This is a genomic window from Streptomyces spinoverrucosus, assembly GCF_015712165.1.
Lineage (GTDB): Bacteria > Actinomycetota > Actinomycetes > Streptomycetales > Streptomycetaceae > Streptomyces > Streptomyces spinoverrucosus_A.
In genome coordinates, this window is sequence record NZ_JADPZX010000001.1 from 3,550,092 (window position 1) to 3,575,966 (window position 25,875).

Sequence of the window (25,875 nt, forward strand, 5' to 3'; positions counted from 1 at the left end):
AGCGACCCCTTAGAGCTTCATCAGGCTGGCGTCGTCGACCGAGGCCGAGTGGCGGGAACGGAACAGCGACACGATGATCGCGAGCCCGACCACGACCTCCGCCGCGGCGACGACCATCGTGAAGAACGCGATGATCTGGCCGTCGAGATTGCCGTGCATCCGGGAAAAGGCGACGAACGCGAGGTTGCAGGCGTTGAGCATCAGCTCGATGCACATGAACAGCACGATCGCGTTCCGCCGGATCAGCACACCCGTCGCGCCGATCGTGAACAACAGGGCGGCGAGATAGAGGTAGTAGACGGGGTTCACTTCGACGCCTCCTCGGTCCGCTTGAACGTGGGCGGCTCGATCGCGTTCCGCTCCAGCCGCTCCTCCGCGCGCTGTTCAAGGGCCCGCAGGTCGTTGAGCGCCTCGGTGGACACGTCCCGGATCTGGCCGCGCTCGCGCAGCGTCTTGCTGACCGTCAGGTCGGACGGGGTGCCGTCGGGCAGCAGGCCCGCGATGTCCACGGCGTTGTGCCGCGCGTACACGCCGGGCGCCGGCAGCGGCGGGAGGTGCTTCCCCTCGCGGACGCGCTGCTCGGCCAGCTCGCGCTGGGTCCTGGCGCGCTCGGTGCGCTCGCGGTGGGTCAGCACCATGGCGCCGACGGCGGCCGTGATCAGCAGGGCGCCGGTGAGTTCGAAGGCGAAGACGTACTTGGTGAAGATGAGGGCCGCGAGGCCCTCCACGTTGCCGCTCGCGTTGGCCTGGCCGAGGCCGTTGAACTCCGTCAGGGACGCGTTGCCGATGCCCCCGACGAGCAGGATGCCGAAGCCGAGGCCACAGAGCAGGGCCAGCCAGCGCTGGCCCTTGATGGTCTCTTTCAGTGAGTCCGCCGCGGTGACACCGACCAGCATCACGACGAACAGGAACAGCATCATGATCGCGCCGGTGTAGACGACGATCTGCACGATGCCGAGGAAGTACGCGCCGTTGGCGAGGTAGAACACCGCCAGGACGATCATGGTGCCGGCCAGGCAGAGCGCACTGTGCACGGCCTTCTTCATGAAGACGGTGCACAGGGCGCCGATCACCGCGACCGTGCCGAGGATCCAGAACTGGACGGCCTCTCCCGTGGAGGTGGTGTAGGCGGCGAGCTGTGCGCTCATGCGTCCACCCCCTGGTCCGTGGGCTTCTCGCCCTTGGAGTGGGCGACCTGCCGCTCCGTGCCGGGCGCGGCCTCCGTCACCAGGCCCCGGTAGTAGTCCTGTTCGTCCATCCCCGGGTAGATGGCGTGCGGCGAGTCGACCATGCCCTCTTCGAGGCCGGCCAGCAGCTGCTCCTTGGTGTAGATGAGGTTGGCGCGGCTGGAGTCGGCGAGCTCGAAGTCGTTCGTCATGGTCAACGCGCGCGTGGGGCACGCCTCGATGCACAGGCCGCACAGGATGCAGCGGGCGTAGTTGATCTGGTACACGCGCCCGTACCGCTCGCCCGGCGAGTAGCGCTCCTCGTCGGTGTTGTCCGCGCCCTCCACGTAGATCGCGTCGGCGGGGCAGGCCCAGGCGCACAGCTCGCAGCCGACGCACTTCTCCAGGCCGTCCGGATGGCGGTTGAGCTGGTGCCGTCCGTGGAACCGGGGGGCCGTGGTCTTCTGCTGCTCCGGGTACTGCTCGGTCAGCCGCTTCTTGAACATGGCCTTGAAGGTCACGCCGAAGCCGGCCACGGGGTTCTGGAAACCGGGCTTGGTCTCCTTGGGCTCCTCAGCCATCGGACGCCTCCTTTCCATCCGTAGATCCACCCAGAGATCCATCACTCTGAGTATCGGGCCCACCACTGACAATCAGGTCCCGCTCCCGGCGCGAGCGGCGCCGCGGTACCGGCGGCAGCTCCTGTCCGGGCAGCGGGGGCACGGGGAATCCACCGGCCATCGGGTCGAAGGCGGGCTGTTGGGCAGGCGGTTCGGGTGCGGCCTTGGCCCGCTCGCGGAAGAAGTCCACGACGAACGAGAGCAGAAGCAGGGTGAGGACACCACCGGCGACATAGAGCGCGATATCGCTGAAGGCGTAGCCCTCGTTCCGCAGGACCCGCACAGTCGCGACGAGCATCAGCCAGACCACGGCGACCGGGATGAGGACCTTCCAGCCGAGCTTCATCAGCTGGTCGTAGCGGACCCGCGGGAGCGTGCCGCGCAGCCAGATGAAGAAGAACAGCAGCAGCTGCACCTTGACGACGAACCAGAGCATCGGCCACCAGCCGTGGTTCGCGCCCTCCCAGAAGGTGCTGACCGGCCAGGGCGCCCGCCAGCCGCCCAGGAAGAGCGTCACGGACACGGCCGAGACGGTCACCATGTTGATGTACTCGGCGAGCATGAACATCGCGAACTTGATCGACGAGTACTCGGTGTTGAAGCCGCCGACCAGGTCGCCCTCGGACTCCGGCATGTCCAACGGGGCACGGTTGACCTCGCCGACCATCGTCACGATGTAGACCAGGAACGAGACCGGCAGCAGGATCACGAACCAGCGGTCCGCCTGCGCGTCGACGATCGCCGACGTCGACATCGAGCCCGAGTAGAGGAACACCGAGGCGAACGCGGCGCCCATGGCGATCTCGTACGAGATCATCTGCGCGCAGGCGCGCAGACCGCCGAGCAGCGGATAGGTGGATCCAGAACTCCAACCCGCCAGTACGATGCCGTAGATGCCGACCGAGGCGACCGCGAGGATGTACAGCATCGCGATCGGCAGGTCGGTCAGCTGCATCGTGGTGCGCTGGCCGAAGATCGAGATCTCGTTGCCGGCGGGCCCGAACGGGATCACCGCGATCGCCATGAAGGCCGGGATGGCCGCGACGATCGGCGCGAGGACGTAGACCACCTTGTCCGCGCGTTTGACGATGACGTCTTCCTTGAGCATCAGCTTGATGCCGTCGGCGAGCGACTGGAGCATGCCCCAGGGGCCGTGCCGGTTGGGGCCGATGCGCAGCTGCATCCAGGCGACGACCTTGCGCTCCCAGACGATGGAGAACAGCACGGTCACCATCAGGAAGGCGAAGCAGAAGACCGCCTTGATGGCGACCAGCCACCACGGGTCGCGGCCGAACATGGAGAGGTCTTCAGCGGCGAGGTACGGGCTCATGCCTCCACCTCCTCGGGGGCCTGAGCGGCGAGCGTCGCCGGGCCGATGCGGACGAGGGAGCCGGGCAGCGCCCCGGTGTCGGAGGCGACGCCCCCGCCGACGGAGTTCAGCGGCAGCCAGACCACGCGGTCGGGCATCTCGGTGATCCGAAGCGGCAGTTGGACGCTTCCGGCGGGCCCGGTCACGGCGAGCACATCGCCCTCCTCGACCCCCGCCTCGGCGGCCGTGGCGGGCGACACACGCGCGCGTGCGGCGTGCCGTGTCCCGGCGAGCGCCTCGTCGCCCTCCTGGAGCAGGCCCTGGTCGAGCAGCAGCCGGTGCCCGGCGAGGACGGCCTCCCCGGCGGCCGGCCGCGGCAGCGCGCCCGCGCTCTCCAGCGGCTCGGTTGCCCGCGGCCCGTCCCAGGCGCCGAGCCGGTCCAGCTCCGCGCGCGCGGTCCGCAGATCCGGCAGGCCCAGGTGTACGTCCATGGCGTCGGCCAGCATCTGCAGTACGCGCGCGTCGGCGGGCGCCAGCCGGCGGGTCACCTGGTCGGGCTTGAGCGCGGCCTCGAAGAAACGGACCCGGCCCTCCCAGTTGAGGAAGGCGCCCGCCTTCTCGGCGACGGCGGCGACCGGCAGGACCACGTCCGCGAGTTCCGTGACCTCGCTGGGCCGCTGTTCGAGCGACACCAGGAAGCCGACCTCGCCGAGCGCCTCACGCGCGCGTGCCGGGTCGGGCAGGTCGGCGACCTCCACACCGGCCACCAGCAGGGCCTGGAGTTCACCGGTCGCGGCGGCCTCGACGATCTGGCCGGTGTCACGGCCGTACCGCATGGGGAGTTCGGCGACGCCCCAGGCGACCGCGACCTCCTCCCGCGCGCGCGGGTCGATCGCCGGACGCCCGCCCGGCAGCAGCGACGGCAGCGCGCCCGCCTCGATCGCGCCGCGCTCCCCGGCCCGCCGCGGGATCCACACCAGGTGCGCGCCGGTCGCGGACGAGGCCCGCACGGCGGCGGTGAGGCCACCGGACACCCCGGCCAGCCGCTCCCCCACGACGATCACCGCGCCCTCGGCGCGCAGCGCCTCGGCGGCCAGCGCACCGTCGCCCTCCAGGCCGACGCCGCTCGCGAGCGCGTCCAGCCATTCGGTCTCGGTGCCGGGAGCGGCCGGCAGCAGCGTGCCGCCGGCCTTCTCCAGGCCGCGCGTGCTGTGCGTGGCCAGCGAGAACACCTTCTGTCCGTGCCCGCGCCAGGCCTTGCGCAGCCGCAGGAAGACGCCGGGCGCCTCCTCCTCCGACTCGAACCCGACCAGCAGGACCGCGGGCGCCTTCTCCAGGGAGGTGTATGTGACACCCGTACCGTCGAGGTCGCGGCCGCGTCCGGCGACCCGTGCGGCGAGGAAGTCGGTCTCCTCGCCGCTGTGCACGCGCGCGCGGAAGTCGATGTCGTTGGTGTCGAGCGCCACGCGCGCGAACTTGCTGTACGCGTACGCGTCCTCGATGGTCAGCCGACCGCCGGTCAGGACACCGGTGCGGCCGCGCGAGGCGAGCAGCCCCTGGGCGGCGATCTGCAGCGCCTCCGGCCAGGACGCGGGCTCCAGCTCACCCTCGGCGTTGCGCAGCAGCGGTGTCTCCAGGCGGTCCTTCAGCTGCGCGTACCGGAACCCGAATCGCCCCTTGTCGCAGATCCACTCCTCGTTGACCTCGGGGTCGTTCGCCGCGAGCCGCCGCATGACCTTGCCGCGCCGGTGGTCGGTGCGCGTCGCGCAGCCGCCGGAGCAGTGCTCGCAGACGCTCGGCGAGGAGACCAGGTCGAACGGGCGGGAGCGGAAGCGGTACGCCGCCGAGGTGAGCGCGCCGACCGGGCAGATCTGGATGGTGTTCCCGGAGAAGTACGACTCGAAGGGGTCGCCCTCACCGGTGCCCACCTGCTGCAGCGCGCCCCGCTCCAGCAGCTCGATCATCGGGTCGCCCGCGATCTGGTTGGAGAAGCGGGTGCAGCGCGCGCACAGCACGCACCGCTCACGGTCCAGCAGCACCTGCGTGGAGATCGGTACCGGCTTCTCGAAGGTCCGCTTCCGGCCCTCGAAGCGGGACTCGGCGTTGCCGTGGGACATCGCCTGGTTCTGCAGCGGGCACTCGCCGCCCTTGTCGCAGACCGGGCAGTCCAGCGGGTGGTTGATGAGCAGCAGCTCCATCACGCCGTGCTGCGCCTTCTCGGCGACCGGCGAGGTCAGGTGGGTCTTCACCACCATCCCGTCGGTGCAGGTGATGGTGCAGGACGCCATCGGCTTGCGCTGGCCCTCGACCTCGACGATGCACTGGCGGCAGGCACCGGCCGGTTCGAGGAGGGGATGGTCGCAGAACCGCGGGATCTCGATGCCGAGTTGCTCGGCGGCCCGGATGACCAGGGTGCCCTTGGGCACACTGATCTCGATGCCGTCGATCGTCAGCGTGACGAGGTCTTGCGGCGGAACCGCCGCCTCTCCCCCACCGGAGGGAGCGCTCGTGGTCACAGTCATGCGTTCACCTCCGTACGGTGGTCGGCCCAGGCCGTCGACTTGGCCGGGTCGAACGGGCAGCCACGGCCCGTGATGTGCTCCTCGTACTCCTCGCGGAAGTACTTCAGTGAGGAGAAGATCGGCGAGGCGGCACCGTCGCCGAGGGCGCAGAAGGACTTGCCGTTGATGTTGTCGGCAATGTCGTTCAGCTTGTCGAGATCGCTCATCGCGCCCTTGCCGGCCTCGATGTCCCGCAGCAACTGCACCAGCCAGTACGTTCCTTCACGGCAGGGCGTGCACTTGCCGCAGGACTCGTGGGCGTAGAACTCGGTCCAGCGGGTGACGGCGCGGACGACGCAGGTCGTCTCGTCGAAGCACTGCAGGGCTTTGGTGCCGAGCATGGAACCCGCGGCACCCACTCCTTCGTAATCAAGAGGGACGTCGAGGTGCTCGTCGGTGAGCAACGGCGTCGAGGAGCCGCCCGGCGTCCAGAACTTCAGCCGGTGGCCGGGCCGCATCCCGCCGCTCATGTCGAGGAGTTGGCGCAGGGTGATGCCGAGCGGCGCCTCGTACTGGCCGGGGCTCGCGACGTGGCCGCTGAGCGAGTAGAGCGTGAAGCCGGGCGACTTCTCGCTGCCCATGGACCTGAACCATTCCTTGCCGTTTTTCAGAATGGCGGGAACCGAGGCGATCGACTCGACGTTGTTCACAACAGTCGGGCACGCATAGAGGCCCGCGACAGCAGGGAAGGGGGGACGAAGCCGCGGTTGACCCCGGCGGCCTTCGAGCGAGTCGAGCAGTGCAGTTTCCTCACCGCAGATGTACGCGCCCGCGCCGGCGTGCACCGTAATGTCGAGGTCGAGCCCACTGCCCAGGATGTTCTTGCCGAGGTAGCCCGCCGCGTACGCCTCAGCGACGGCTGAGTGCAACCGCCGCAGTACGGGGACGACTTCACCACGCAGATAGATGAAGGCATGCGACGACCTGATGGCGTAACACGCGATGATCATGCCCTCGATGAGGCTGTGCGGGTTCGCGAAGAGGAGCGGGATGTCCTTACAGGTTCCGGGCTCCGATTCGTCGGCGTTGACAACTAGATAGTGCGGTTTTCCATCCCCCTGGGGAATGAACTGCCATTTCATTCCCGTCGGGAATCCGGCCCCGCCGCGGCCACGCAGCCCGGAGTCCTTCACGTAGGCGATCAGGTCGTCGGGCGACATGGCGAGCGCCTTGCGGAGTCCCTCGTACCCCTCGTGCCTTCGGTAGACGTCCAGCGTCCAGGACCCGTCCTCGTCCCAGAAGGACGACAGCACAGGTGCGAGCAGCTTCTCGGGGCTCGGGTCCTTCAGCTCGGGTGCCAACGTCATCACTCCCCCTCCTCGGCGGTAGGCCCTGCCGGGTGGGCTGGGTCGGATGCCGATGTCTTCTGCGGCGCGTCGTGCGAGCTGAGGTGCTCCGCCGGTGACGGCTCGTGGACGGCGCCGTCCTGCGGCTCGTCGTCCGGGCCGCCCTCCCGTGGGTGGACCACGCGCGCGGGTGCGGTCTCTCCCCTGGCCAGGCGGAGACCCACCAGCGACGCCGGTCCCGCGCTGCCCGTGGCCTCGACGGCCCCGGCACGCCCGTCGGGGAAGCCCGCCAGGATCCGGGCGGTCTCCTTGAACGTGCACAGCGGCGCCCCACGGGTCGGCTCGACCCGCGCGCCCGCGCGCAGGTCGTCCACCAGACGCTTCGCGCTCTGAACGGTCTGGTTGTCGAAGAACTCCCAGTTGACCATCACGACCGGCGCGAAGTCGCAGGCCGCGTTGCACTCGATGTGCTCCAGGGTGACCTTGCCGTCGTCGGTGGTCTCGCCGTTGCCGACGCCGAGGTGCTCCTGAAGCGCCTCGAAGATCGCGTCACCGCCCATCACCGCGCACAGGGTGTTGGTGCACACCCCCACCTGGTAGTCGCCGCTCGGCTTGCGCCGGTACATGGTGTAGAAGGTGGCGACGGCGGTGACCTCGGCCGTGGTCAGGTCGAGCATCTCGGCGCAGAACCGCATCCCGGTGCGCGTGACATGGCCTTCCTCCGACTGCACGAGATGCAGCAACGGCAGGAGGGCGGACCGGGAGTCGGGGTAGCGGGCGATGATCTCGCGCGCGTCCCGCTCCAGCCGGGCTCGAACGTCGTCCGGGTAGTCGGGCGCGGGCAGATCGGGCATGCCCAGGCTGACGCCCCGCTCCGAAGAAGAGGTGGTCACCGGTCGACGCCTCCCATCACGGGGTCGATGGACGCGACGGCGACGATGACGTCGGCGACCTGGCCGCCCTCGCACATCGCCGCCATGGCTTGCAGGTTGGTGAAGGACGGGTCACGGAAGTGGACCCGGTAGGGACGGGTGCCGCCGTCGGAGACGGCGTGCACTCCGAGTTCGCCCTTGGGTGACTCGACCGCCGTGTACGCCTGTCCCGGCGGGACGCGGAAGCCTTCGGTCACCAGCTTGAAGTGGTGGATCAGGGCCTCCATGGAGGTGCCCATGATCTTCTTGATGTGGTCCAGGGAGTTGCCCAGTCCGTCCGGTCCCAGGGCGAGCTGGGCGGGCCAGGCGATCTTCTTGTCGGCGACCATGACCGGACCGGGCTGCAGCCGGTCCAGGCACTGCTCGACGATCCTGAGCGACTGGCGCATCTCCTCCAGGCGGATCAGGAAGCGGCCGTAGGCGTCGCAGGTGTCGGCGGTCGGGATGTCGAAGTCGTAGGTCTCGTAGCCGCAGTACGGCTGGGCCTTGCGCAGGTCGTGCGGCAGGCCGGCGGAGCGCAGGATCGGGCCGGTGGCGCCGAGGGCCATGCAGCCGGCCAGGTCGAGATAGCCGATGTCCTGCATCCGGGCCTTGAAGATGGGGTTCCCGGTGGCGAGCTTGTCGTACTCCGGGAGGTTCTTCTTCATCTTCTTCACGAACTCGCGGATCTGGTCCACCGCGCCGGGTGGCAGGTCCTGGGCGAGTCCGCCGGGGCGGATGTACGCGTGGTTCATCCTGAGGCCCGTGATGAGCTCGTAGATGTCGAGAATCATTTCACGATCACGGAATCCGTAGATCATGATCGTGGTGGCGCCCAGTTCCATACCGCCGGTGGCGATGCACACCAGATGCGACGACAGCCGGTTCAGCTCCATGAGGAGCACCCGGATGATCGTGGCGCGGTCGGGGATCTCGTCCTCGATGCCGAGGAGTTTTTCGACGGCGAGGCAGTAGCCGGTCTCGTTGAAGAAGGACGTCAGGTAATCCATGCGCGTGACGAAGGTGGTGCCCTGCGTCCACGTGCGGAATTCCAGGTTCTTCTCGATGCCGGTGTGCAGATAGCCGATGCCGCACCGGGCCTCGGTGACCGTCTCGCCCTCGATCTCCAGGATCAGCCGGAGCACTCCGTGGGTGGAGGGGTGCTGGGGACCCATGTTGACGACGATGCGCTCGTCGTCGGCGCGGGCCGCGGACTGGACGACCTCGTCCCAGTCGCCACCGGTGACCGTGTAGACGGTGCCTTCGGTGGTCTCGCGCGGAGTTGCGTGCTGCGTGCTCATGAGTACGACCTCCGCTGGTCCGGAGCCGGGATCTGGGCGCCCTTGTACTCGACGGGGATGCCGCCGAGGGGGTAGTCCTTGCGCTGCGGGTGGCCCTGCCAGTCGTCCGGCATCATGATCCGCGTCAGGGCCGGGTGACCGTCGAAGACGATGCCGAAGAAGTCGTAGGTCTCGCGCTCGTGCCAGTCGTTGGTCGGATAGACGGCGACCAGCGACGGGATGTGCGGGTCGCTGTCGGGGGCGCTGACTTCGAGGCGGATCAGCCGGTTGTGGGTGATCGAGCGCAGGTGGTAGACGGCGTGCAGCTCGCGACCCTTGTCGCTGGGGTAGTGGACGGCACTGACGCCGGTGCACAGCTCGAAGCGCAGGGCCGGGTCGTCGCGCAGGGTGCGGGCGACGCGGACCAGGTGTTCGCGCTCGATGTGGAAGGTGAGTTCGCCGCGGTCGACGACCGTCCTGTCGATGGCGTTGTCGGGGAGCAGGCCCTGTTCCTCCAGGGCGCCCTCCAACTCGTCGGCGACCTCGTCGAACCAGCCGCCGTAGGGACGGGTGGCCGGACCCGGGAGGCGGACCGAGCGGACCAGGCCGCCGTAGCCGGAGGTGTCGCCGCCGTTGTTGGCGCCGAACATGCCGCGCTGGACGCGGATCTCCTCACCGCCCTGGCCGCGCTGGCCGGGGAGGTTCTCGGCGGAGAGGTCCTTCTCCGGGTTGACCCCGTTCGAGGCTCCGCCGGTGCCGTTCGCGTCGCTCATCGCAGCAGCCCCTTCATCTCGATCGTCGGCAGGGCCTTGAGCGCCGCTTCCTCCGCCTCCCGGGCCGCCTCCTCGGCGTTCACGCCGAGCTTGGAGGTCTGGATCTTGTGGTGGAGCTTGAGGATGGCGTCCATCAGCATCTCCGGCCGGGGCGGGCAGCCGGGGAGATAGATGTCGACCGGGACGATGTGGTCGACGCCCTGGACGATGGCGTAGTTGTTGAACATGCCGCCGGAGGACGCGCACACCCCCATGGAGATCACCCACTTGGGGTTCGGCATCTGGTCGTAGACCTGCCGCAGCACCGGCGCCATCTTCTGGCTGACCCGGCCGGCCACGATCATCAGGTCCGCCTGGCGGGGTGACCCGCGGAAGACCTCCATCCCGAACCGGGCCAGGTCGTAGCGGCCGGCGCCGGTGGTCATCATCTCGATGGCACAGCAGGCAAGGCCGAACGTGGCGGGGAAGACGGACGCCTTGCGCACCCAGCCCGCGGCCTGCTCGACGGTGGTCAGCAGGAATCCGCTCGGCAGCTTTTCTTCGAGTCCCATGACTAAAGGCCCCTCAGTCCCATTCCAGGCCGCCGCGCCGCCACACATACGCGTAGGCGACGAAGACGGTGAGCACGAAGAGCAGCATCTCCACGAGCCCGAACACACCCAGGGCGTCGAAGGTGACGGCCCACGGGTAGAGGAAGACGATCTCGATGTCGAAGACGATGAAGAGCATCGCCGTCAGGTAGTACTTGATGGGGAAGCGCCCGCCGCCGGCCGGCGTGGGGGTCGGCTCGATACCGCACTCGTAGGCCTCGAGCTTGGCGCGGTTGTACCGCTTCGGACCGATCAGCGTGGCCATGACCACGGAGAAGATCGCAAAGCCTGCCCCGAGGGCTCCCAGTACGAGGATGGGCACATAAGCGTTCACCGCTCCTCGCTCCTCTCAGTCGGCACTGACTGCTGGCGGGTTGCACTGGGCTCACTTCCTGCTCACCAGTCCCACAAGCCCCGCTCGCCCCGGCGAAGATCGAGAACATGTGAAGCAGGTCACAAGCCCAACTGCCTCGCATCTTATGCCCGCCGCTCTGTGATCTGCGACACGGGGTATTGCACAAGCTTTGTGATCTCCACCACCTGATGAACGATCATGAAGTCGGATGATCGGCGATCTTCACACATGAAGCGTCCAAGTGATCACCAGAGGTGACATTTTCGCTCGTCGGCGCAGCTGGCGAGGGGCGTCTCAATATCAAGAGACTTCCTCTGCATGCAAATTGGAGTTGGACGCCGGGGCCTGATAGTGGGACGCGTTCACACATCAGAGGGAGTCGGGCGCGAGGTGTGGACGCGTGCACGCGTTCACGAGCCCGGCGACGGCCATTCCGGGCACCGGACGCGCCGACTCCGGTAACCGTTCCGTGACCTCGGCCACATTCATGAGAGGGCCCTGAGAAGCGGGGTTGGCCAACTGTCCCAACCAGTGGTAGGTGCGGGGCAATTCGGGCGTAACGAAGAAAGCCCATGATCACAGGCTTGATGGCGAGCGTCCGCAATGTCCGTTACGGCGTCAATAAAGGGCGACACGCCAGGGATTCGGGCCCCGGATTGAACAACTGTGGCGGACCACACGTTTCTTGAAGGTATGGAGGAGCCCCTGATACCGGTTATTCCCATGTCCCACACCGCTCACATACGTAGCCACCGGAAACCCCGCCAGCCCAGCACGTCGAAGATGGCGATGCGGGCCGGAGTTGCCGGTGGCATCCTCAGCACCGTGGCAGTGGCCGGCGCCTCGGCCTCGGCGACCGCTGCCGAGCCGGTGACGCAGACGCTCGAACTGCCCACCCTCACGGCCGACCTGTCCGCTCAGGTCGCCCGGTCGGCGGACGCCACGCAGCTGGCCGCCGCGAACTACGAGCTGCAGGCCGAGCGTGACGCGGCCGCCGCCCAGGCCGCCAAGGAGGCCAAGGCCGACCTGGCCGAGGCCAAGAAGAAGGCGGAGGCCCGGAAGAAGGCCGCCGAGGAGGCGCGCAAGGCCGCCGCCGAGCGTGCCGCTCGCGACGCCGAGCGAGAGACCCTCTCCGCGTCCGCGTCCGTGGGCACCGACACGAGCGTGGACGTACCGGTCGGCGGCAGTGTCGGGACGGTCATCTCCTTCCTCAAGGCACAGCTGGGCGACGCCTACGTCATGGGCGCCACCGGCCCCAACGCCTGGGACTGCTCCAGCCTGGTCCAGGCGGCGTTCCGACAGGTCGGCGTGGACCTTCCGCGCGTGTCGCAGGACCAGTCGATGGTCGGCACGGACGTCTCCCTGTCCAACCTCCAGGTGGGCGACATCCTGTACTGGGGCGGCAAGGGCTCGGCGTACCACACGGGTGTGTACATCGGAAACGGCCAGTACCTGGACGCGGCCAACCCCTCCAAGGGTGTCGTCATCCAGGACCTGTCGGGCTACCCGGCATCGGGCGCGGTGCGGGTGCTCTGACGCACAAAAGGTACGGATAGGGCCGCAGCCGCTCGGGGGCCGCGGCCCTTGTCCGTCGGCGCCGCCGAAACACGTGACGGGTGCCGCTCCGGGGAGGAGCGGCACCCGTCGGCGCAGGGTTGAAGAGCTGTCAGGCGGTCGTGCCGCCGTTGTGCGCGGCGCGGCGGCGCAGGAACAGGACCAGGCCCGTGCCCAGGCCGAGTGCGAGGATCGCGCCCCCGGCGATCAGCGTCACACCGCCGGCGCCGGTGAGTGCCAGACCGCCGTCGGTGTCGGCACCCGAGTCGCCACCGGTGGTGTCACCTCCCGCGCTGCCGCCGGAGCCGCCCTCCGTGCCGGATGACGTGGAACCGCCGCCCGACGTGCCGCCGTTCGACGTGCCGCCGTCGGAGCCGGTGCCGCCGTCCGTCGAGCCCTCGTCGCCGGAGGCGTTGAGGACGATCCAGGCGGTGTCGTTGGACTTGTCGGATTCGGACGGGTTCTCCCAGTCGGGCAGCGCCACCTTCGCCTTGGCGTCCGCCACCACCCGGTCGATGCGCAGCTCGAACGGGAAGCTCAGCTCCGCGTCCTCCAGCAGCGGGGTGTCCACCCAGCAGAGGTAGCCCTTGGTGTCCTCGGCGATGTCGGTCTCACCGCAGGACTCCGGGGCCTTGGTGACCGTGGCCCCCTCGGGGACCTCCACCGTGAAGCCGATCGGCTCACCGCCCGAGCGCAGGGCGCTGATCCAGGCCGGGCCGTTGTTGCGGAACCCGAGCTTCGCCGTGACGGTGTCACCCGCGGCGCCCTTGAGCGACGCGCCGGTCAGCTCCAGGTCGTGGGTGTTCGTCGTGGGCAGGTCCAGCTCGGCGTAGCGGGAGTAGTCCGCCGGGTCGGCGCCGGGGACCTCCTTCAGCTTCAGGTCCGGGCCGCTGCCGGGCCGGTAGTCCTTGGCCTCGCGCAGGCTCTTCGCCTCGGCCGGGGTGACCGCGGTGAAGCCGTAGTTGAAGACGTCGTAGAGGGCGAAGTCGGCGGTCTTCACCTTCAGCGGCTCGGTCAGCGCGTAAGCGGTGCCCGCCTCGATGGTGTCGGGGAAGGTGCAGATCGCCTCCGTGCCCTGCTCCAGCAGGGGCCCGGTGGTCACCTCGGCGTAGGCGCAGTTGCCGTAGGAGTCGGGGAAGGACAGGCCGCGGGAGCCGTGGAAGCGCAGCACCGCGCCTTCGGAGTCCATGGCGCCCTTGTTGCGCAGGCCCACGGGTGCCGCATAGGTGTCGCCCGCCTTGAGGCCGGCGGGCAGCGCCAGCTGGTGGTTGACGAACTCGGGGCCGCCCACCAGTACGTCGATGTCGAGCGGCGTGAACTGAAGCCCCTCGCCCTCGCCGGTGACCTTGATGGTGCCGAAGTCGCCGGCCTGGCTGTCGCCGTTGACGTCGATCCGGATGCCGCCGACGCGGTTGTACGTCTCGCCGGCGTACAGCTCGTAGCCGCTGCAGACCGCGACGAGGCCGTCGGCGTCACAGGGCAGCTTCACCGAGGCGACGCCCGCGAGTTCGGAGGCGTCGATACGGATCGTGTGGTCGCCGGTGAACACGGGCGGGATGACGCCGTCGCCGTCGAACTCCTCACCCGGGACGTTCAGCCGCAGGTCGACCTGCGGTTCCGTGTCGTCTTCGTTGCCGGAGCCCAGCGACAGGTCGACCCGGTCCTCGCCGGTGATCGTCACGGGCAGCGGCGCGGGCGCTGCCCGGGCGGTTCCCACGAGGCCGGCCGCGGCCAGACCCGTGGCGGCCAGCAGGCCCACGGATCTGAACAGCCCGGTCCGCCACGCTGACTTGAGTGTCATCGGGTGCTCTCTCGTCGATCGGGGTGTGCCCGGGCGGGCACACCCCCTTCGACCTGAGCCGCAGCCGGTCCGTTGTCCACAGAGACATCACAGCGGGATCACATTCCCGCATACTCCGCCAACATCGAACGCACCATGGACCCAAATGTCCTCAACGGGCCACATTGGGCCCGCTGATCACGCCTTCGGGGCCACCTTCGACAGCCCGTTGATGATGCGGTCCATCGCGTCGCCGCCCGTCGGGTCGGTGAGGTTGGCGAGCAGCTTCAGGGTGAACTTCATCAGCAGGGGGTGGGTCAGCCCGCGCTGGGTCGCGATCTTCATGACCTTCGGGTTGCCGATGAGCTTCACGAAGGCGCGGCCCAGGGTGTAGTAGCCGCCGTAGGTGTCCTTCAGGACACGCGGGTAGCGCTGGAGCGCCATCTCCCGTCCCGCGGGAGTCGGGCGGGCGTGCGCCTGGACGATGACGTCGGCGGCGATCTGGCCTGATTCCATGGCGTAGGCGATGCCCTCGCCGTTGAAGGGGTTCACCAGGCCGCCGGCGTCGCCGACGAGCAGCAGGCCCCGCGTGTAGTGCGGCTGGCGGTTGAAGGCCATGGGCAGGGCGGCGCCGCGGATCGGGCCGGTCATGTTGTCCGGGGTGTAGCCCCAGTCCTCGGGCATCGAGGCGCACCAGGCCTTCAGGACCTCGCGCCAGTCCAGTTCCTTGAAGGACTCGGAGGTGTTGAGTACGCCGAGGCCGACGTTCGAGGTGCCGTCGCCCATGCCGAAGATCCAGCCGTAGCCCGGCAGCAGCCGGTCCTCACCGGGCCCCCGCCGGTCCCACAGCTCCAGCCAGGACTCCAGGTAGTCGTCGTCATGGCGGGGGCTCTCGAAGTACGTCCGGACCGCGACACCCATCGGGCGGTCCTCGCGGCGGTGCAGGCCCATCGCCAGGGAGAGGCGGGTGGAGTTGCCGTCGGCGGCCACGACCAGCGGCGCGTGGAAGGTGACCTCCCGCTTCTCCTCACCCAGCTTGGCGTGCACGCCCGTGATGCGGCCCGTGCGGTCGTCCACGATCGGCGCGCCCACGTTGCAGCGCTCGTACAGCCGCGCGCCCGCCTTCTGCGCCTGCCGGGCGAGCTGCTCGTCGAAGTCGTCGCGCTTGCGGACCAGTCCGTAGTCGGGGAAGGAGGCGAGATCCGGCCAGTCCAGCTGGAGTCGCACACCCCCGCCGATGATCCTGAGCCCCTTGTTGCGCAGCCAGCCGGCCTCCTCGGAGATGTCGATGCCCATCGCCACGAGCTGTTTGGTGGCCCGCGGGGTAAGGCCGTCGCCGCAGACCTTCTCGCGCGGGAACTCGGTCTTCTCCAGGAGGAGTACGTCCAGTCCGGCCTTGGCGAGGTGGTACGCCGTCGTGGAACCGGCCGGGCCCGCGCCCACGACGATCACATCGGCGGTGTTGTCCGTCAGAGACTCGGCCACGGCGGGATCTCCCCAAGTTCGAAATCTGTGTGCCGACCGGCACTGGACATGGGCAGTCTATTCAGCAGAATTGATCAACCTGCCGAAGGGATACCCAGTGAACCGAGCTCTCCCCGTGGTACGGCTGCGTGTCCCCACCGACGAGGACGCCGTCGCCTGGCACCGGGTGTTCGACCACCCGGACGTCATGGAGTTCCACGGCGGCAGGCCCGCGGAGCTGTCCGTCTACGAGGAGCTCACCGCCCGCCAGCGCAAGCACGACGCCGAACTCGGCTTCTGCCTGTGGACGATGCTGGACGCCGACGACCGGGTCATCGGCTTCACCGGAGCGCAGCCGTGGCCGTGGGAGTGGGGACCGGCGGGCGAGATCGAGATCGGCTGGCGGCTGGGCCGGGAGCACTGGGGCAAGGGGTACGTCACGGCGGCCGCGCGGACGACCCTGGAGCGGGTACGCGCGGCGGGCGTCGGCAGCGTGGTGGCCATGGTCAACGCGCGCAACACCCGGTCGATCGCGGTCACCGAGCGACTCGGTATGCACCTCGCCGAGACGTTCACCACCCCCACGACCAACATGCTGGCGCACTGCTACCGACTGGATCTATGACCGGGACCTATGACCTGGATCTACAACCTGAATCCGTAACGGAGAGTAACAGTCGACTACGGAAAGACACTTGATGCTTCCGGACGGCACCCCCGGGCGGTTACGCTGCCAGTACCTCTGGGGGTGACATCTGTGCGCATAACACGCAAGACGCCCGAAGTGCGCGTGCCGAAGCTTGTCGGACTGATGGCCGTGGACGCCCGTGAGACAGCCGAGGCCCAGGGAGTGCTGCTCACCGCACCCGACCGGCCCGACTTCCATCTCACCGTCGTGGACTATGTCGTACGGCAGTACCCGCCGCCCGGCGTCGAGGTGCCGCGCGGTGCGGTGGTCACCGTGTGGTTCGACCTCGGGGAGGGCGAGGGCGGCGGAGGCGCGGGCGTACGGGAACCGCGGCTGCCGAGGCCACCGAGGGGCGGCATGGAACGCGAGCTCGACCAGCCCGGCGACGCGTTCGAGGCGATCAGGTGAGCCGGCGACCAGGTGAGCCGGCGATCGGCTGAGCCCGCGGGGGCACGGTCAGACCTTGAACCCCCGGTGCAGGGCCACCACCCCGCCCGTCAGATTCCGCCACGCCACCTTCGACCACCCGGCCTTGCCCAGCCGCTCGGCCAGCGCGGGCTGGTCGGGCCAGGCGCGGATGGACTCGGCGAGATAGACGTACGCGTCCGGGTTCGAGGACACCGCGCGGGCCACCGGCGGCAGCGCCCGCATCAGGTACTCGGTGTAGACCTTGCGGAACGGCTCCCACGTCGGATGCGAGAACTCGCAGATCACGACCCGCCCGCCGGGCCGGGTCACCCGGTACATCTCGCGCAGCGCCGCGTCCGTGTCCTGTACGTTGCGCAGCCCGAAGGAGATGGTGACGGCGTCGAACACGTCGTCCTTGAAGGGCAGCCGGGTCGCGTCGCCCGCCGTCAGCGGCAGCCAGGGGTGGCGCTGCTTGCCGACCTGGAGCATGCCGAGGGAGAAGTCGCAGGGCACGACATAGGCGCCGGCCCGCGTGAAGGGCAGCGAGGAGGTGGCCGTACCGGCGGCCAGGTCCAGCACCTTCTGCGCGGGGCGCGCGTCGACCGCCTTCGCGACCTCCCGGCGCCACACCCGGTCCTGGCCGAGCGACAGCACATCGTTCGTCAGGTCGTACCGTTCCGCCACGTCGTCGAACATCGAGGCGACTTCGTGCGGCTGCTTGTTCAGGGAAGCGCGGGTCACGGGCCCATTCTTGCAGCCCGCGTTCACGGCAGAAGCCGCGGCTTCCTCCTGGCGGCCGCATCCTCCACCCACCCGCACAACAGCACGAATCCCCCGATCAGCATCCACCCGACCCCGAACATGAACCACTGACTCTCCAGCGGCAGATACGCCTCGAACGCCGGCACCTTCCAGAACTGGTCGATCAGCGGCACGGCCAGGATCAGCGCGATCTCGTGCCAGAGGTAGATCGTGACGGCACGCGCGTTGAAGACGGTGACGATCCGGTCCAGTCGCCGAAGCCGCGCGAGCCCGGCGAAGTCGACGCCGAAGTGTGCCTTGGTCCACATCAGCAGCGTCACGAAGCCCGCCGACCAGAAGGCCTGCGCGAGCGGGTTCTCGTCCAGGTCGTACGTGCCGTACTCCGCCTGGTGCGCGAGCGCGTACCAGCCGCCGTACGCGAGCGCGCCCAGCGAGAACAGCACGACCGCGAACGGCTTCAGGCGGCGCAGCACGCCGTCGCGGTGCGCGAAGCCCAGGACCCAGCAGAAGAGGTACGTGGCCAGGTCCAGCAGTCCGGTGCCGAAGCGGTTGTCCGGCGGCTGCCACACGAACTGGAAGACCACGATCGGGGCCAGGGACGACAGCAGTACCGGGATCGGCGCGAGCCGGAACACCCGCAGCAGCACCGGGGAGAGCAGCACGAACCACAGATACGTCCGCAGGTACCACAGGATCTCCCACGCCTGCTCACCCCAGGCGTTCCCCGGCGGATCACCCAGCGGCACGATCCAGAAGACGATCTGCCAGCCGGGCATCCAGTCGTGGACCAGCATGGCCACGACCACGAAGAAACCCCAGAACCAGAAAGGCGGGAGCAGTCTGCGTATGCGGCTCCTGATCACCTTCACAGCCGGGCGCTCCAGCGACTTCGCCATCAGCGTGCCGGCCAGGGCGAACATGATGCCCATCGAGGGGAACACCATGCCCGCCCAGGCCCAGCCGAAGGTGTGGTACGTGACCACGCGGACGAGCGCGACCGCGCGCAGGGTGTCGAAGTAGCGGTCCCGCCCGGCCGGGCCGCCTCTGCGATGCGTCCCCATCAGCTCGCCCCGGCGGGCGTCCCCACCTCACCGGTCCGCTTCAGCTTCTGCCAGCGCAGGCGGCCGCCGGTCAGGGCGGTGACGCAGGAGTGGATGAGGACGAGGTACATCATCTGCCGGTACGCCAGCTGCTGCAGCGGCATCATCAGCAGATACCGGTACTTCTCGCGGTCCAGCCGGAAGGCGTACGCCGCACAGAACAGCTGGACACCCAGCACCGCCAGCCACGCCAGCAGGGCCGCCTTGAAGTCGATGAAGATCATCGAGTAGGCGGTGAAGACGTCGATCAGCGGGGCGAAGACCGGCGTGATGATCTGGAAGACGACGACCAGCGGCATCCCGACCCGCCCGAAACGCCCCGAAGGTCCCTTGTCGACGAGGGACTTGCGGTGCTTCCACAGCGCCTGCATGGTGCCGTACGACCACCGGTACCGCTGGGACCAGAGCTGCTTCAGCGAACCTGGCGCCTCCGTCCACGCGCGCGCGTGCTCCTCGTACACGACCCGCCAGCCCGCGCGGTGCATGGCGATGGTGATGTCGGTGTCCTCGGCGAGGGTGTCCTCGCTCATCCCGCCGACCTGAAGGACCGCGTCCCGGCGGAACGCGCCGATCGCGCCGGGGATGGTCGGCATGCAGCGCAGCAGGTCGTACATCCGCCGGTCGAGGTTGAAGCCCATCACGTACTCGATGTGCTGCCAGGCCCCGATGACCGTGTTGCGGTTGCCGACCTTGGCGTTGCCCGCGACCGCGCCGACGCCCCGGTCGGCGAAGGGCTGCACCAGGTGCCGTACGGTCTCCGGCTCGAAGACCGTGTCGCCGTCCATCATCACGACGATGTCGTGACTGGCGCTGCGCACCCCGTTGTTGAGGGCGGCCGGCTTGCCCGCGTTCTCCTGGCGGATGACGCGGACGTTCGTCATGCCGAGCGCCTCGGCCGCGTCGCGCGCGATCTGTGACGTACCGTCCGTCGAACCGTCGTCCACGACGATGATCTCGATCGGGTGGGTGCTCCGCGCCAGTGACTCCAGGGTGTTGGCGATGCACTCCTTCTCGTTGTACGCCGGGACGATCACGCTCACCGGCTGGGTGACCGGCGGCCCCCAGCTGAAGCGGCGTCTGTTGCGCTGCCGGTAGTGGCGGCGGGCGAGGATCAGCATCATGCCGAAACGGCCCATGACGGCGACACCGACGACGGCGAGGCCGGTCGCCAGGCCCGGGACCGTCCACTCGGCGACGGCGACGGCCGCGACCAGGGCCTTGCCCTCGTAGAGGGTGGTGCCGGTGGCGGTGCGGTGGGCGGCCTGGAGCGAGTTCGCGCCCGTGGCGCCGCCGGGGGCGCCCGCCATACCGGGAGCCCCGGCGGTCCCCTGACCCTGCTGCTCCTGCTGCTCCTGCTGCTCCTGCATCACCCCGCTGATCGTGGTGAAGGTGTAGCCCTTGGCCCGCATCTTCTCGATGTACTTGGGCAGCGCCTCGATCGTCTGCGACCGCTCGCCGCCCGCGTCGTGGAAGAGGACCGACGCGCCCTCGCCGCTCTTCGGCGTGGCCCCCTTGATGATCTGCGAGACACCGGGCCGCTTCCAGTCGTCGCTGTCGGTGTCGATGAAGACGCTGGTGTAACCGTCCTCGCCGAGCTTCTGGTAGACGGGCCAGCTGTAGTTGTCGATGGCGTCCGTCTCGGAGGAGTACGGCGCCCGGAACAGCGTCGTCGTGATGCCGGCCGCGCCCGCCAGCGCGAGCTGCGTCTGCGTCATCTCGCGCCGCATCCGGGCGTCGCTCTGGTACGACAGGTCGACGTGGGTGAAGGTGTGGATGCCCACCTCGTTGCCCTGTTCGACCATCTCCTCGACGATGTCCGGGTAGCGCGTCACCATCGACCCGACCACGAAGAACGTGGCCGGTACGTCGTACTTCTCCAGGATCTCGAGGACCTGGGGTGTCCAGGTGGGGTTCGGGCCGTCGTCGAAGGTGAGCGCGATCGTCTTGTCCGGGACGGAGAGGGTGGTCGCCTGCCCGCCGCGGAAGGTCAGGATCGGGCCGCCGTCGAGGATGTCGTCGGGGACCTCGCTGGAGCTGGCGCCGCTGCGCACCCGCTGGTCGCCGCCGACCTCGGCGCGCAGATAGCCGTCGAGCAGCATGATGCTGGTCAGCGCCAGCAGGAGCAGCAGGGCGAGGATGACCCGCGGTTTCTGCAGTGCCGCGGCCCGGCCCGCCGCCCGTTCGATGCGGGTGGGGGCGCGTCGGCGCCCGCGGGCGGAACGGACGGGGCCTGAGGATGTCGTCGTCATGTGGGTGGCGTTCGGCTCAGTCGGCGACCGCTGGGGCGGTGGCGCCGGTCGGGATCGGGGACGGGGCGCCGCTGGGCGGGACGGTCCCTGCCGGGCCACCGCCCGGGCCGCCCTGCGGTCCGGGGCCGCCGCCCGCGAAGGGCAGCAGCGAGGACGGGGTGAGCGAGGTGCCCCAGCCCATGAAGGCGGCGCCCAGTACGACCGCGTAGCCGAGGCAGGCCACGCCGAGCAGCAGGCCGACGCGGCGCAGCAGCTTGGCCCGGCGTCCGGAGTTGTCAACGAACACGGGACCCTCGGCCGAGCCGGAGGCGGACCCGTTGCCGCGTTTGCGGCGGCGACCGCGTGTCGCCGCGCGGCTTTCGATGGCAGGCTCTGAATGCATTCCCCGGACGCTAGGGAGCCTTTATGTGCCGCCGTTCCCGACTTCATATGAGAGCCCCGTGAGAAACCCCTTTACCTGTGAGTGCGCTGAGAGATGCCGGGGTCCGCGCTGATATTCACGGCCGGTTCCCAGCTTCGCGTGACACACCTTTCCTTCGACCAAGGACAGACGTCACGGAAGCGGGTGCGTGCGCAATGAGGAGTCTCCTGAAACCGGCGGCCGGGCTGGTTTGCCTGTTTGCCCTGGCCACGGCGGGATGCTCCGCCGATACGGACGCCACGTCCGACGCGGCCCCCTCACCGTCCCCGTCCACCGCTTCCAGTACGACGTCGTACGCGCCCTACGTCAGCGCCGTCACCGCCTCCGACAACGACTCGGCCGGCTCCCCGACGACGTACAACCTGGCCTTCGTGATCTCGGACGGCAGCGACTGCACCCCGAAGTGGAACGGCACCTACGCCATCGACGACTCCGCGGTGACGTCCCGGATCTCGCAACTGGCCGGGTCCGGCGCCGACGTCCGCGTCTCCTTCGGCGGCGCCTCCGGCAAGGAGCTGGCGGCGAGCTGTGACAGTGCGGAGGAACTGGCGCGGGCGTATGCCGACGCGCTGGACGCGGCTGGTGCCTCGCGGGCCGACTTCGACATCGAGGGCGACGAGCTGACCGACTCGGACTCCGTCGCCCTGCGGTCGGCGGCGATCGCGGCGTTGCAGGAGGAACGGCCGGACCTGGAGGTGTCGTTCACGCTGCCGGTGATGCCGTCCGGCCTGGACGACGACGGTGTCGCGCTGCTCGAATCGGCCAACGACCACCACGTCCAGGTCTCCACGGTCAACCTCATGACCATGAACTACGGCAGCTCGTACACCGGCGACATGGGCGACTACGCCGAGCAGGCCGCCACCGCCGCGCACGACCAACTGGCCGACATCTTCGGCCTGTCCGACGCGGCCGCCTGGCGAGGCATGGCGCTGACGTCGATGATCGGCGTGAACGACGTCGACAACGAGACGTTCACGCTCGACGACGCGGCGCAGGTGCGGGAGTTCGCGGAGGAGCAGCAGATCGCCTGGGTGTCGATGTGGTCGACGTTCCGGGACCAGCAGTGCGCGGACGCAGCGCAGGACGACGCGTCGACCAACTGCAGCGGGGTGGAGCAGAGTTCGGGTGCGTTCGCCGAGGCGTTCTCGGGCTGACCTCTATCGACGCCGGTACACCAGTCGCCCCGCGACCACCGTCGCCACGCAGGTGACCGCTCCGCGTTCGGCGAGCGTTGCCTCGTCGGGGACGTCGAACACGGCGAACCGCGCGGCGGACCCGCTCTCGCGCGGCGGCGGGAACTCCACCGGCAGCCCGGCCTCGAACGGGTCGAGCGAGGGCACCCCACCGGGCACTCCGAGCCGCCCCACCACGCCGATCCCGGACCGCTGTACGGCTGTCACCACGGCCCGGTTGCCGAACGTCCCCGCCACGGCCACGGTCCCGCGCGCCAGCATTCGCTGCACCCCGCGCCGCGCGCTGGCGCCCCACCGCGCCTCGTCCATGGCGAGCGCGGCCAGGGCGTCGCCGGTCAGCGGCTCGGTGCCGAGTTCGTCGGCCTCGCGCGGGTCGGGATGGTAGGCCTGCTCCAGCAGTTCGGGCCCGTGCGGGTTGACCAGGCCCGGGGTGAGGATGCCGGGCCACTGCCGCACGCGCGCGGGCGGATGGGCGGCGGCCAGCTCGTCCAGGGGGCCGGCGGCGATCACCCACTCACCGCGCACGGCGAGGGCATGCCCCCGGGAGTCCGCGTGAATCGTCAGCAAGTCAGTTGGAGGTCAGCAGCTTCAGCTCGGGATGAGCCGTGCCGCCCTCGATCGCGGTGGACGAGATGTGGGACATCACGCGCTCGTCGACGGGGTCGTTCGCCGGGTCGTCGTGCACGACGAGGTGCTGGTACGTCGTGTTCCGCTGGGCCGGGACCCGGTCCGCGCCCCGGATCATCTCGATCATCTCCATCAGGTTGGAGCGGTGCTTGGCACCGGCCGCCGAGACGACGTTCTCCTCCAGCATCACCGAGCCGAGGTCGTCCGCCCCGTAGTGCAGGGTCAGCTGCCCGGCGTCCTTGCCGGTGGTGAGCCAGGAGCCCTGGATGTGGGCGATGTTGTCGAGGAAGAGCCGGGCGATCGCGATCATCCGCAGGTACTCGAAGATGGTGGCCTGGGTGCGGCCCTTCAGGTGGTTGTTCTGCGGCTGGTAGAGGTACGGGATGAAGGCCCGGAAGCCGCCCGTGCGGTCCTGTACGTCGCGGATCATCCGGATGTGCTCGATCCGCTCGGCGTTGGTCTCGCCGGTCCCCATCAGCATGGTGGACGTGGACTCGACGCCCAGGTTGTGGGCCGTCTCCATGATCTCCAGCCACCGCTCGCCGCTCTCCTTGAGCGGGGCGATGGCCTTGCGCGGCCGCTCGGGCAGCAGCTCGGCGCCGGCCCCGGCGAAGGAGTCCAGCCCGGCGGCGTTGATCCGCCGGATGGCCTCGTCGACCGTCACCTTGGAGATGCGGGCCATGTGCTCGACCTCGCTCGCCCCCAGGCTGTGGATGACGAGCTGCGGGAACTCCTTCTTGATCGCCGCGAAGTGCTTCTCGTAGTACTCGACGCCGTAGTCCGGGTGGTGACCGCCCTGGAACATGATCTGCGTCCCGCCCAGCTCGACGGTCTCCGCGCACCGGCGCAGGATGTCGTCCAGATCGCGGGTCCAGCCCTTCGCCGTGTCCTTCGGCGGGGCGTAGAAGGCGCAGAACTTGCACGCCGTGACGCACACGTTCGTGTAGTTGATGTTCCGCTCGATGATGTACGTCGCGATGCGCTCGGTGCCCGCGTACCGGCGGCGCCGTGCGGCGTCGGCGGCGGCGCCGAGGGCGTGCAGCGGGGCGTGCCGGTACAGGTCGAGCGCTTCTTCGGGGGTGATCCGCCCACCGGCGGCGGCGCGGTCGAGGACGGGCTGAAGGTCGGCCTTCTCGGTCACCGGTGTCCCTTTCGGAAGGGGGCGGACGGACTCTGTCAGCGTACGCCAGCCCCCTGGATCACCCGACGTCAGGCTGTGGACGACAAGGTGCCCGGCCTGATCAGCCCCGCGCGGGCAGCGGCCCCTGCGGCAGGTCGGCCTCGGTGCGGCCGAGGGCGATCTGGTCGTACAGGGCACCGCCGCCGGTGGCGCCCAGGACGAGGGCGTCGATCCAGCGCATCGGGTTCTGCCTGCCGACGCCGAGCTGCCACAGGTCCACGCGCACCCTCGTCCACTCGGAGGGCACCGGCTCCTCGATCCGGTGCTCGATGGTGAGTGAGTTGACCTCCCAGCGGAAGGCCCCGATGGACACGCCGACGACCGGGAGACTTTGCGCGGCCCCGATCCGCAGCCCGATCCCCGTGGTCTCGGCGCCGAGGGCCTTCCAGTGGAACTGCAGCCACCGGAACCGGCCCGGGGCGCTCGGGTTCTCCGACCCGCTCCCCCTCGTGAAACACGGCGACGTGCACGGCGCCCGGCAGCGGCGTGCCCGTGCCCGCCCGCGCCAGGACCTTGACGGTGATCTCCTCACCCCGGCCGTAGTGGAAGCGGTTCAGGTCGGTCAGCAGGGACAGCGAGCCCTTCACCTCACCGGCGGGGCGGACCTCGACGATGCCGTCCAGGACGTACTCGCTTCGTCGCCCGGCGACATCCGGCGACACGCGCACCTGGTACAGCCCCCGCGCCTCGGCGGGCGGGGTCACCGCGCCGCCGGACAGCGGGAGTTCGGTGAACTCCGGGACGCCGAGCGGCCGCAGCCACACCTTGAAGCGGGGCTCGTGCGCCCACCTGCCGCGCGCGCACCGTCTCCGCCTCGACGAACTCCCCGGTGGTGCTGTCGTACACCTCGAACAGATACCGCGGGTCGTTCCGCTTCACGGCATCCCCAGCGTGACCGTACGCTCGTCCAGCTTGCGCCCTTCCCGGTCGTAGACCTCCACCCTCCGGGTACCGGCGAAGCACACATGCAGGTAGCCGTCGTCCGACGCGTCGAAGCCGGCGAAGGTGGCGCCCGCGACCTGACCCCGGATGGTGTGGCGGTGTGTCCCGTCGAGCGTGGCAAGGCAGAGCACACCGGACGGCCCGGCGGTGTACAGCCGGTCGGCGCTCTCCGCCACCCTCAGGCCGACCGCGCCTCTGCGCGGCTGGGCCTCGGCCGGCGGCCCCGTGAGGTCGATGACGTGCCTGTCACCGCCCGGGTTCACCCGCAACACCCGCCGCCGGTACTGGTCGACGGCGTAGAACTCACCGGACTCGCCCGCCTCGACGGCTCCCGGCGCGGAAAAGCCGTCCGCGTCGCTGGTGGTGAAGTCGTCGACGGAGCCGAGTGGGTTGAAGTCGCGGTCCCAGAAGTCGACCCGGTGCTGGAAGTGGGTCTCCGCGGTCGCGATCACGCCCGCCGCGTTGGCCGTGATGGCCAGCGGCGAGCTTCCGACCCGGCCGAAGCGCTGCCGCGAACCGTCCCGCCGGAGCCGGAGCGCGCGGCTCTCGGGCTTGCCGTCGATGACCAGGTAGACCTGCCCGTCCCGGCCCAGACCCATGTGCAGCCTCGGGACGTCGAACACGGGGTGGTATCGGGAAACGAACTGCACCTC

General features: G+C 69.4%; 25 protein-coding genes. 4 read left to right on the forward strand and 21 right to left on the reverse strand.

Annotated elements, in window-relative coordinates; translation table 11 throughout:
- Positions 1-9: 9 nt before the first annotated feature.
- The 11 genes from nuoK to I2W78_RS15980 are packed head-to-tail and all read right to left on the reverse strand — an operon-like array spanning position 10 to position 10,830.
- Positions 10-309 (reverse strand): NADH-quinone oxidoreductase subunit NuoK, encoded by a 300-nt coding sequence (nuoK, locus tag I2W78_RS15930; protein WP_141309549.1) that lies wholly within the window; start codon positions 307-309, stop codon positions 10-12.
- Positions 306-1,148 carry an NADH-quinone oxidoreductase subunit J gene (locus I2W78_RS15935; protein ID WP_196460552.1) on the reverse strand — a complete coding sequence of 281 codons (843 nt, stop codon included), beginning with the start codon at positions 1,146-1,148 and terminating at the stop codon, positions 306-308. The genes nuoK and I2W78_RS15935 overlap by 4 nt, the downstream gene beginning before the upstream one ends.
- Positions 1,145-1,747 carry an NADH-quinone oxidoreductase subunit NuoI gene (gene nuoI, locus I2W78_RS15940; protein ID WP_196460554.1) on the reverse strand — a complete coding sequence of 201 codons (603 nt, stop codon included), beginning with the start codon at positions 1,745-1,747 and terminating at the stop codon, positions 1,145-1,147. The genes I2W78_RS15935 and nuoI overlap by 4 nt, the downstream gene beginning before the upstream one ends.
- Positions 1,740-3,116 (reverse strand): NADH-quinone oxidoreductase subunit NuoH, encoded by a 1,377-nt coding sequence (nuoH, locus tag I2W78_RS15945; RefSeq protein WP_196460556.1) that lies wholly within the window; start codon positions 3,114-3,116, stop codon positions 1,740-1,742. The genes nuoI and nuoH overlap by 8 nt, the downstream gene beginning before the upstream one ends.
- Complete coding sequence (locus I2W78_RS15950) at positions 3,113-5,617, reverse strand: NADH-quinone oxidoreductase subunit G (protein ID WP_196460558.1); 2,505 nt, start codon at positions 5,615-5,617, stop codon at positions 3,113-3,115. The genes nuoH and I2W78_RS15950 overlap by 4 nt, the downstream gene beginning before the upstream one ends.
- A complete protein-coding gene (gene nuoF, locus I2W78_RS15955) occupies positions 5,614-6,963 on the reverse strand; it encodes an NADH-quinone oxidoreductase subunit NuoF (protein WP_230885465.1) in 1,350 nt (449 codons plus the stop codon). The genes I2W78_RS15950 and nuoF overlap by 4 nt, the downstream gene beginning before the upstream one ends.
- Complete coding sequence (nuoE, locus tag I2W78_RS15960; RefSeq protein WP_196460562.1) at positions 6,963-7,835, reverse strand: NADH-quinone oxidoreductase subunit NuoE; 873 nt, start codon at positions 7,833-7,835, stop codon at positions 6,963-6,965. Before nuoE ends, nuoF begins: the two co-directional genes overlap by 1 nt.
- Entirely contained in the window at positions 7,832-9,154 is a 1,323-nt protein-coding gene (locus tag I2W78_RS15965) for an NADH-quinone oxidoreductase subunit D (RefSeq protein WP_196460564.1), read from the reverse strand. Before I2W78_RS15965 ends, nuoE begins: the two co-directional genes overlap by 4 nt.
- On the reverse strand, positions 9,151-9,906 hold the full coding sequence (locus tag I2W78_RS15970; protein ID WP_196460566.1) for an NADH-quinone oxidoreductase subunit C: 756 nt from the start codon (positions 9,904-9,906) through the stop codon (positions 9,151-9,153). The genes I2W78_RS15965 and I2W78_RS15970 overlap by 4 nt, the downstream gene beginning before the upstream one ends.
- Positions 9,903-10,457 (reverse strand): NuoB/complex I 20 kDa subunit family protein, encoded by a 555-nt coding sequence (locus I2W78_RS15975; RefSeq protein ID WP_023547484.1) that lies wholly within the window; start codon positions 10,455-10,457, stop codon positions 9,903-9,905. The genes I2W78_RS15970 and I2W78_RS15975 overlap by 4 nt, the downstream gene beginning before the upstream one ends.
- A 13-nt stretch (positions 10,458-10,470) precedes the next feature.
- Positions 10,471-10,830 (reverse strand): NADH-quinone oxidoreductase subunit A, encoded by a 360-nt coding sequence (locus I2W78_RS15980; RefSeq protein ID WP_196460568.1) that lies wholly within the window; start codon positions 10,828-10,830, stop codon positions 10,471-10,473.
- Between the two features lie 714 nt (positions 10,831-11,544).
- Here I2W78_RS15980 and I2W78_RS15985 point away from each other — a divergent pair.
- The gene (locus tag I2W78_RS15985) at positions 11,545-12,387 is read left to right on the forward strand and encodes a C40 family peptidase (protein WP_196460570.1); all 843 of its coding nucleotides are present in this window, start codon (positions 11,545-11,547) and stop codon (positions 12,385-12,387) included.
- 130 nt (positions 12,388-12,517) lie between these two features.
- Here the strand turns inward: I2W78_RS15985 and I2W78_RS15990 are convergent, their stop codons facing one another.
- Positions 12,518-14,206 (reverse strand): hypothetical protein, encoded by a 1,689-nt coding sequence (locus I2W78_RS15990; RefSeq protein WP_196460572.1) that lies wholly within the window; start codon positions 14,204-14,206, stop codon positions 12,518-12,520.
- Between the two features lie 177 nt (positions 14,207-14,383).
- The gene (locus tag I2W78_RS15995; protein WP_196460574.1) at positions 14,384-15,670 is read right to left on the reverse strand and encodes a geranylgeranyl reductase family protein; all 1,287 of its coding nucleotides are present in this window, start codon (positions 15,668-15,670) and stop codon (positions 14,384-14,386) included.
- A 97-nt stretch (positions 15,671-15,767) separates the two neighbouring features.
- Here I2W78_RS15995 and I2W78_RS16000 point away from each other — a divergent pair, with 97 nt between their 5' ends.
- Positions 15,768-16,274: a GNAT family N-acetyltransferase gene (locus tag I2W78_RS16000; RefSeq protein WP_196460576.1), complete on the forward strand. Its 507-nt coding sequence runs from the start codon at positions 15,768-15,770 to the stop codon at positions 16,272-16,274.
- A gap of 159 nt (positions 16,275-16,433) precedes the next feature.
- Positions 16,434-16,745 carry a PASTA domain-containing protein gene (locus I2W78_RS16005; RefSeq protein ID WP_196464582.1) on the forward strand — a complete coding sequence of 104 codons (312 nt, stop codon included), beginning with the start codon at positions 16,434-16,436 and terminating at the stop codon, positions 16,743-16,745.
- Between the two features lie 48 nt (positions 16,746-16,793).
- Here the strand turns inward: I2W78_RS16005 and I2W78_RS16010 are convergent, their stop codons facing one another.
- The 4 genes from I2W78_RS16010 to I2W78_RS16025 are packed head-to-tail and all read right to left on the reverse strand — an operon-like array spanning position 16,794 to position 21,238.
- Positions 16,794-17,486: a demethylmenaquinone methyltransferase gene (locus I2W78_RS16010; protein ID WP_196460577.1), complete on the reverse strand. Its 693-nt coding sequence runs from the start codon at positions 17,484-17,486 to the stop codon at positions 16,794-16,796.
- 23 nt (positions 17,487-17,509) lie between these two features.
- Positions 17,510-18,568 (reverse strand): acyltransferase family protein, encoded by a 1,059-nt coding sequence (locus I2W78_RS16015; protein ID WP_196460578.1) that lies wholly within the window; start codon positions 18,566-18,568, stop codon positions 17,510-17,512.
- Positions 18,568-20,856, reverse strand: coding sequence for a bifunctional polysaccharide deacetylase/glycosyltransferase family 2 protein (locus tag I2W78_RS16020; protein WP_196460579.1), 2,289 nt, complete (start codon positions 20,854-20,856; stop codon positions 18,568-18,570). Before I2W78_RS16020 ends, I2W78_RS16015 begins: the two co-directional genes overlap by 1 nt.
- Positions 20,857-20,872: 16 nt before the next feature.
- On the reverse strand, positions 20,873-21,238 hold the full coding sequence (locus tag I2W78_RS16025) for a hypothetical protein (protein WP_196460580.1): 366 nt from the start codon (positions 21,236-21,238) through the stop codon (positions 20,873-20,875).
- Between the two features lie 194 nt (positions 21,239-21,432).
- On the opposite strand from I2W78_RS16025, the gene I2W78_RS16030 reads away from it, so the two are divergent.
- Positions 21,433-22,434, forward strand: coding sequence for a chitinase (locus I2W78_RS16030; RefSeq protein WP_196460581.1), 1,002 nt, complete (start codon positions 21,433-21,435; stop codon positions 22,432-22,434).
- A gap of 3 nt (positions 22,435-22,437) precedes the next feature.
- Here the strand turns inward: I2W78_RS16030 and I2W78_RS16035 are convergent, their stop codons facing one another.
- The 4 genes from I2W78_RS16035 to I2W78_RS16050 form a co-directional block, all read right to left on the reverse strand.
- Positions 22,438-23,040, reverse strand: coding sequence for a hypothetical protein (locus I2W78_RS16035; RefSeq protein ID WP_196460582.1), 603 nt, complete (start codon positions 23,038-23,040; stop codon positions 22,438-22,440).
- 1 nt (position 23,041) lies between these two features.
- Complete coding sequence (gene mqnC, locus I2W78_RS16040; RefSeq protein ID WP_196460584.1) at positions 23,042-24,241, reverse strand: cyclic dehypoxanthinyl futalosine synthase; 1,200 nt, start codon at positions 24,239-24,241, stop codon at positions 23,042-23,044.
- Positions 24,242-24,341: 100 nt separating this feature from the next.
- Entirely contained in the window at positions 24,342-24,593 is a 252-nt protein-coding gene (locus I2W78_RS16045) for a hypothetical protein (protein WP_196460586.1), read from the reverse strand.
- A 562-nt stretch (positions 24,594-25,155) separates the two neighbouring features.
- Positions 25,156-25,845 carry a hypothetical protein gene (locus I2W78_RS16050; protein WP_196460588.1) on the reverse strand — a complete coding sequence of 230 codons (690 nt, stop codon included), beginning with the start codon at positions 25,843-25,845 and terminating at the stop codon, positions 25,156-25,158.
- Positions 25,846-25,875: the final 30 nt, after the last annotated feature.

Bases quoted from the DNA above. Each gene is read 5' to 3' on its own strand.
- I2W78_RS15950 (WP_196460558.1), bottom strand. From the start codon at position 5,617: ATGACTGTGACCACGAGCGCTCCCTCCGGTGGGGGAGAGGCGGCGGTT.
- I2W78_RS15985 (WP_196460570.1), top strand. From the start codon at position 11,545: ATGGAGGAGCCCCTGATACCGGTTATTCCCATGTCCCACACCGCTCAC.
- I2W78_RS16020 (WP_196460579.1), bottom strand. From the start codon at position 20,856: ATGACGACGACATCCTCAGGCCCCGTCCGTTCCGCCCGCGGGCGCCGA.
- I2W78_RS15965 (WP_196460564.1), bottom strand. From the start codon at position 9,154: ATGAGCACGCAGCACGCAACTCCGCGCGAGACCACCGAAGGCACCGTC.
- nuoF (WP_230885465.1), bottom strand. From the start codon at position 6,963: ATGACGTTGGCACCCGAGCTGAAGGACCCGAGCCCCGAGAAGCTGCTC.
- I2W78_RS15990 (WP_196460572.1), bottom strand. From the start codon at position 14,206: ATGACACTCAAGTCAGCGTGGCGGACCGGGCTGTTCAGATCCGTGGGC.
- I2W78_RS16030 (WP_196460581.1), top strand. From the start codon at position 21,433: ATGAGGAGTCTCCTGAAACCGGCGGCCGGGCTGGTTTGCCTGTTTGCC.
- I2W78_RS16025 (WP_196460580.1), bottom strand. From the start codon at position 21,238: ATGCATTCAGAGCCTGCCATCGAAAGCCGCGCGGCGACACGCGGTCGC.
- I2W78_RS15970 (WP_196460566.1), bottom strand. From the start codon at position 9,906: ATGAGCGACGCGAACGGCACCGGCGGAGCCTCGAACGGGGTCAACCCG.
- I2W78_RS15975 (WP_023547484.1), bottom strand. From the start codon at position 10,457: ATGGGACTCGAAGAAAAGCTGCCGAGCGGATTCCTGCTGACCACCGTC.
- I2W78_RS16015 (WP_196460578.1), bottom strand. From the start codon at position 18,568: ATGGGGACGCATCGCAGAGGCGGCCCGGCCGGGCGGGACCGCTACTTC.
- nuoI (WP_196460554.1), bottom strand. From the start codon at position 1,747: ATGGCTGAGGAGCCCAAGGAGACCAAGCCCGGTTTCCAGAACCCCGTG.
- nuoH (WP_196460556.1), bottom strand. From the start codon at position 3,116: ATGAGCCCGTACCTCGCCGCTGAAGACCTCTCCATGTTCGGCCGCGAC.
- I2W78_RS15935 (WP_196460552.1), bottom strand. From the start codon at position 1,148: ATGAGCGCACAGCTCGCCGCCTACACCACCTCCACGGGAGAGGCCGTC.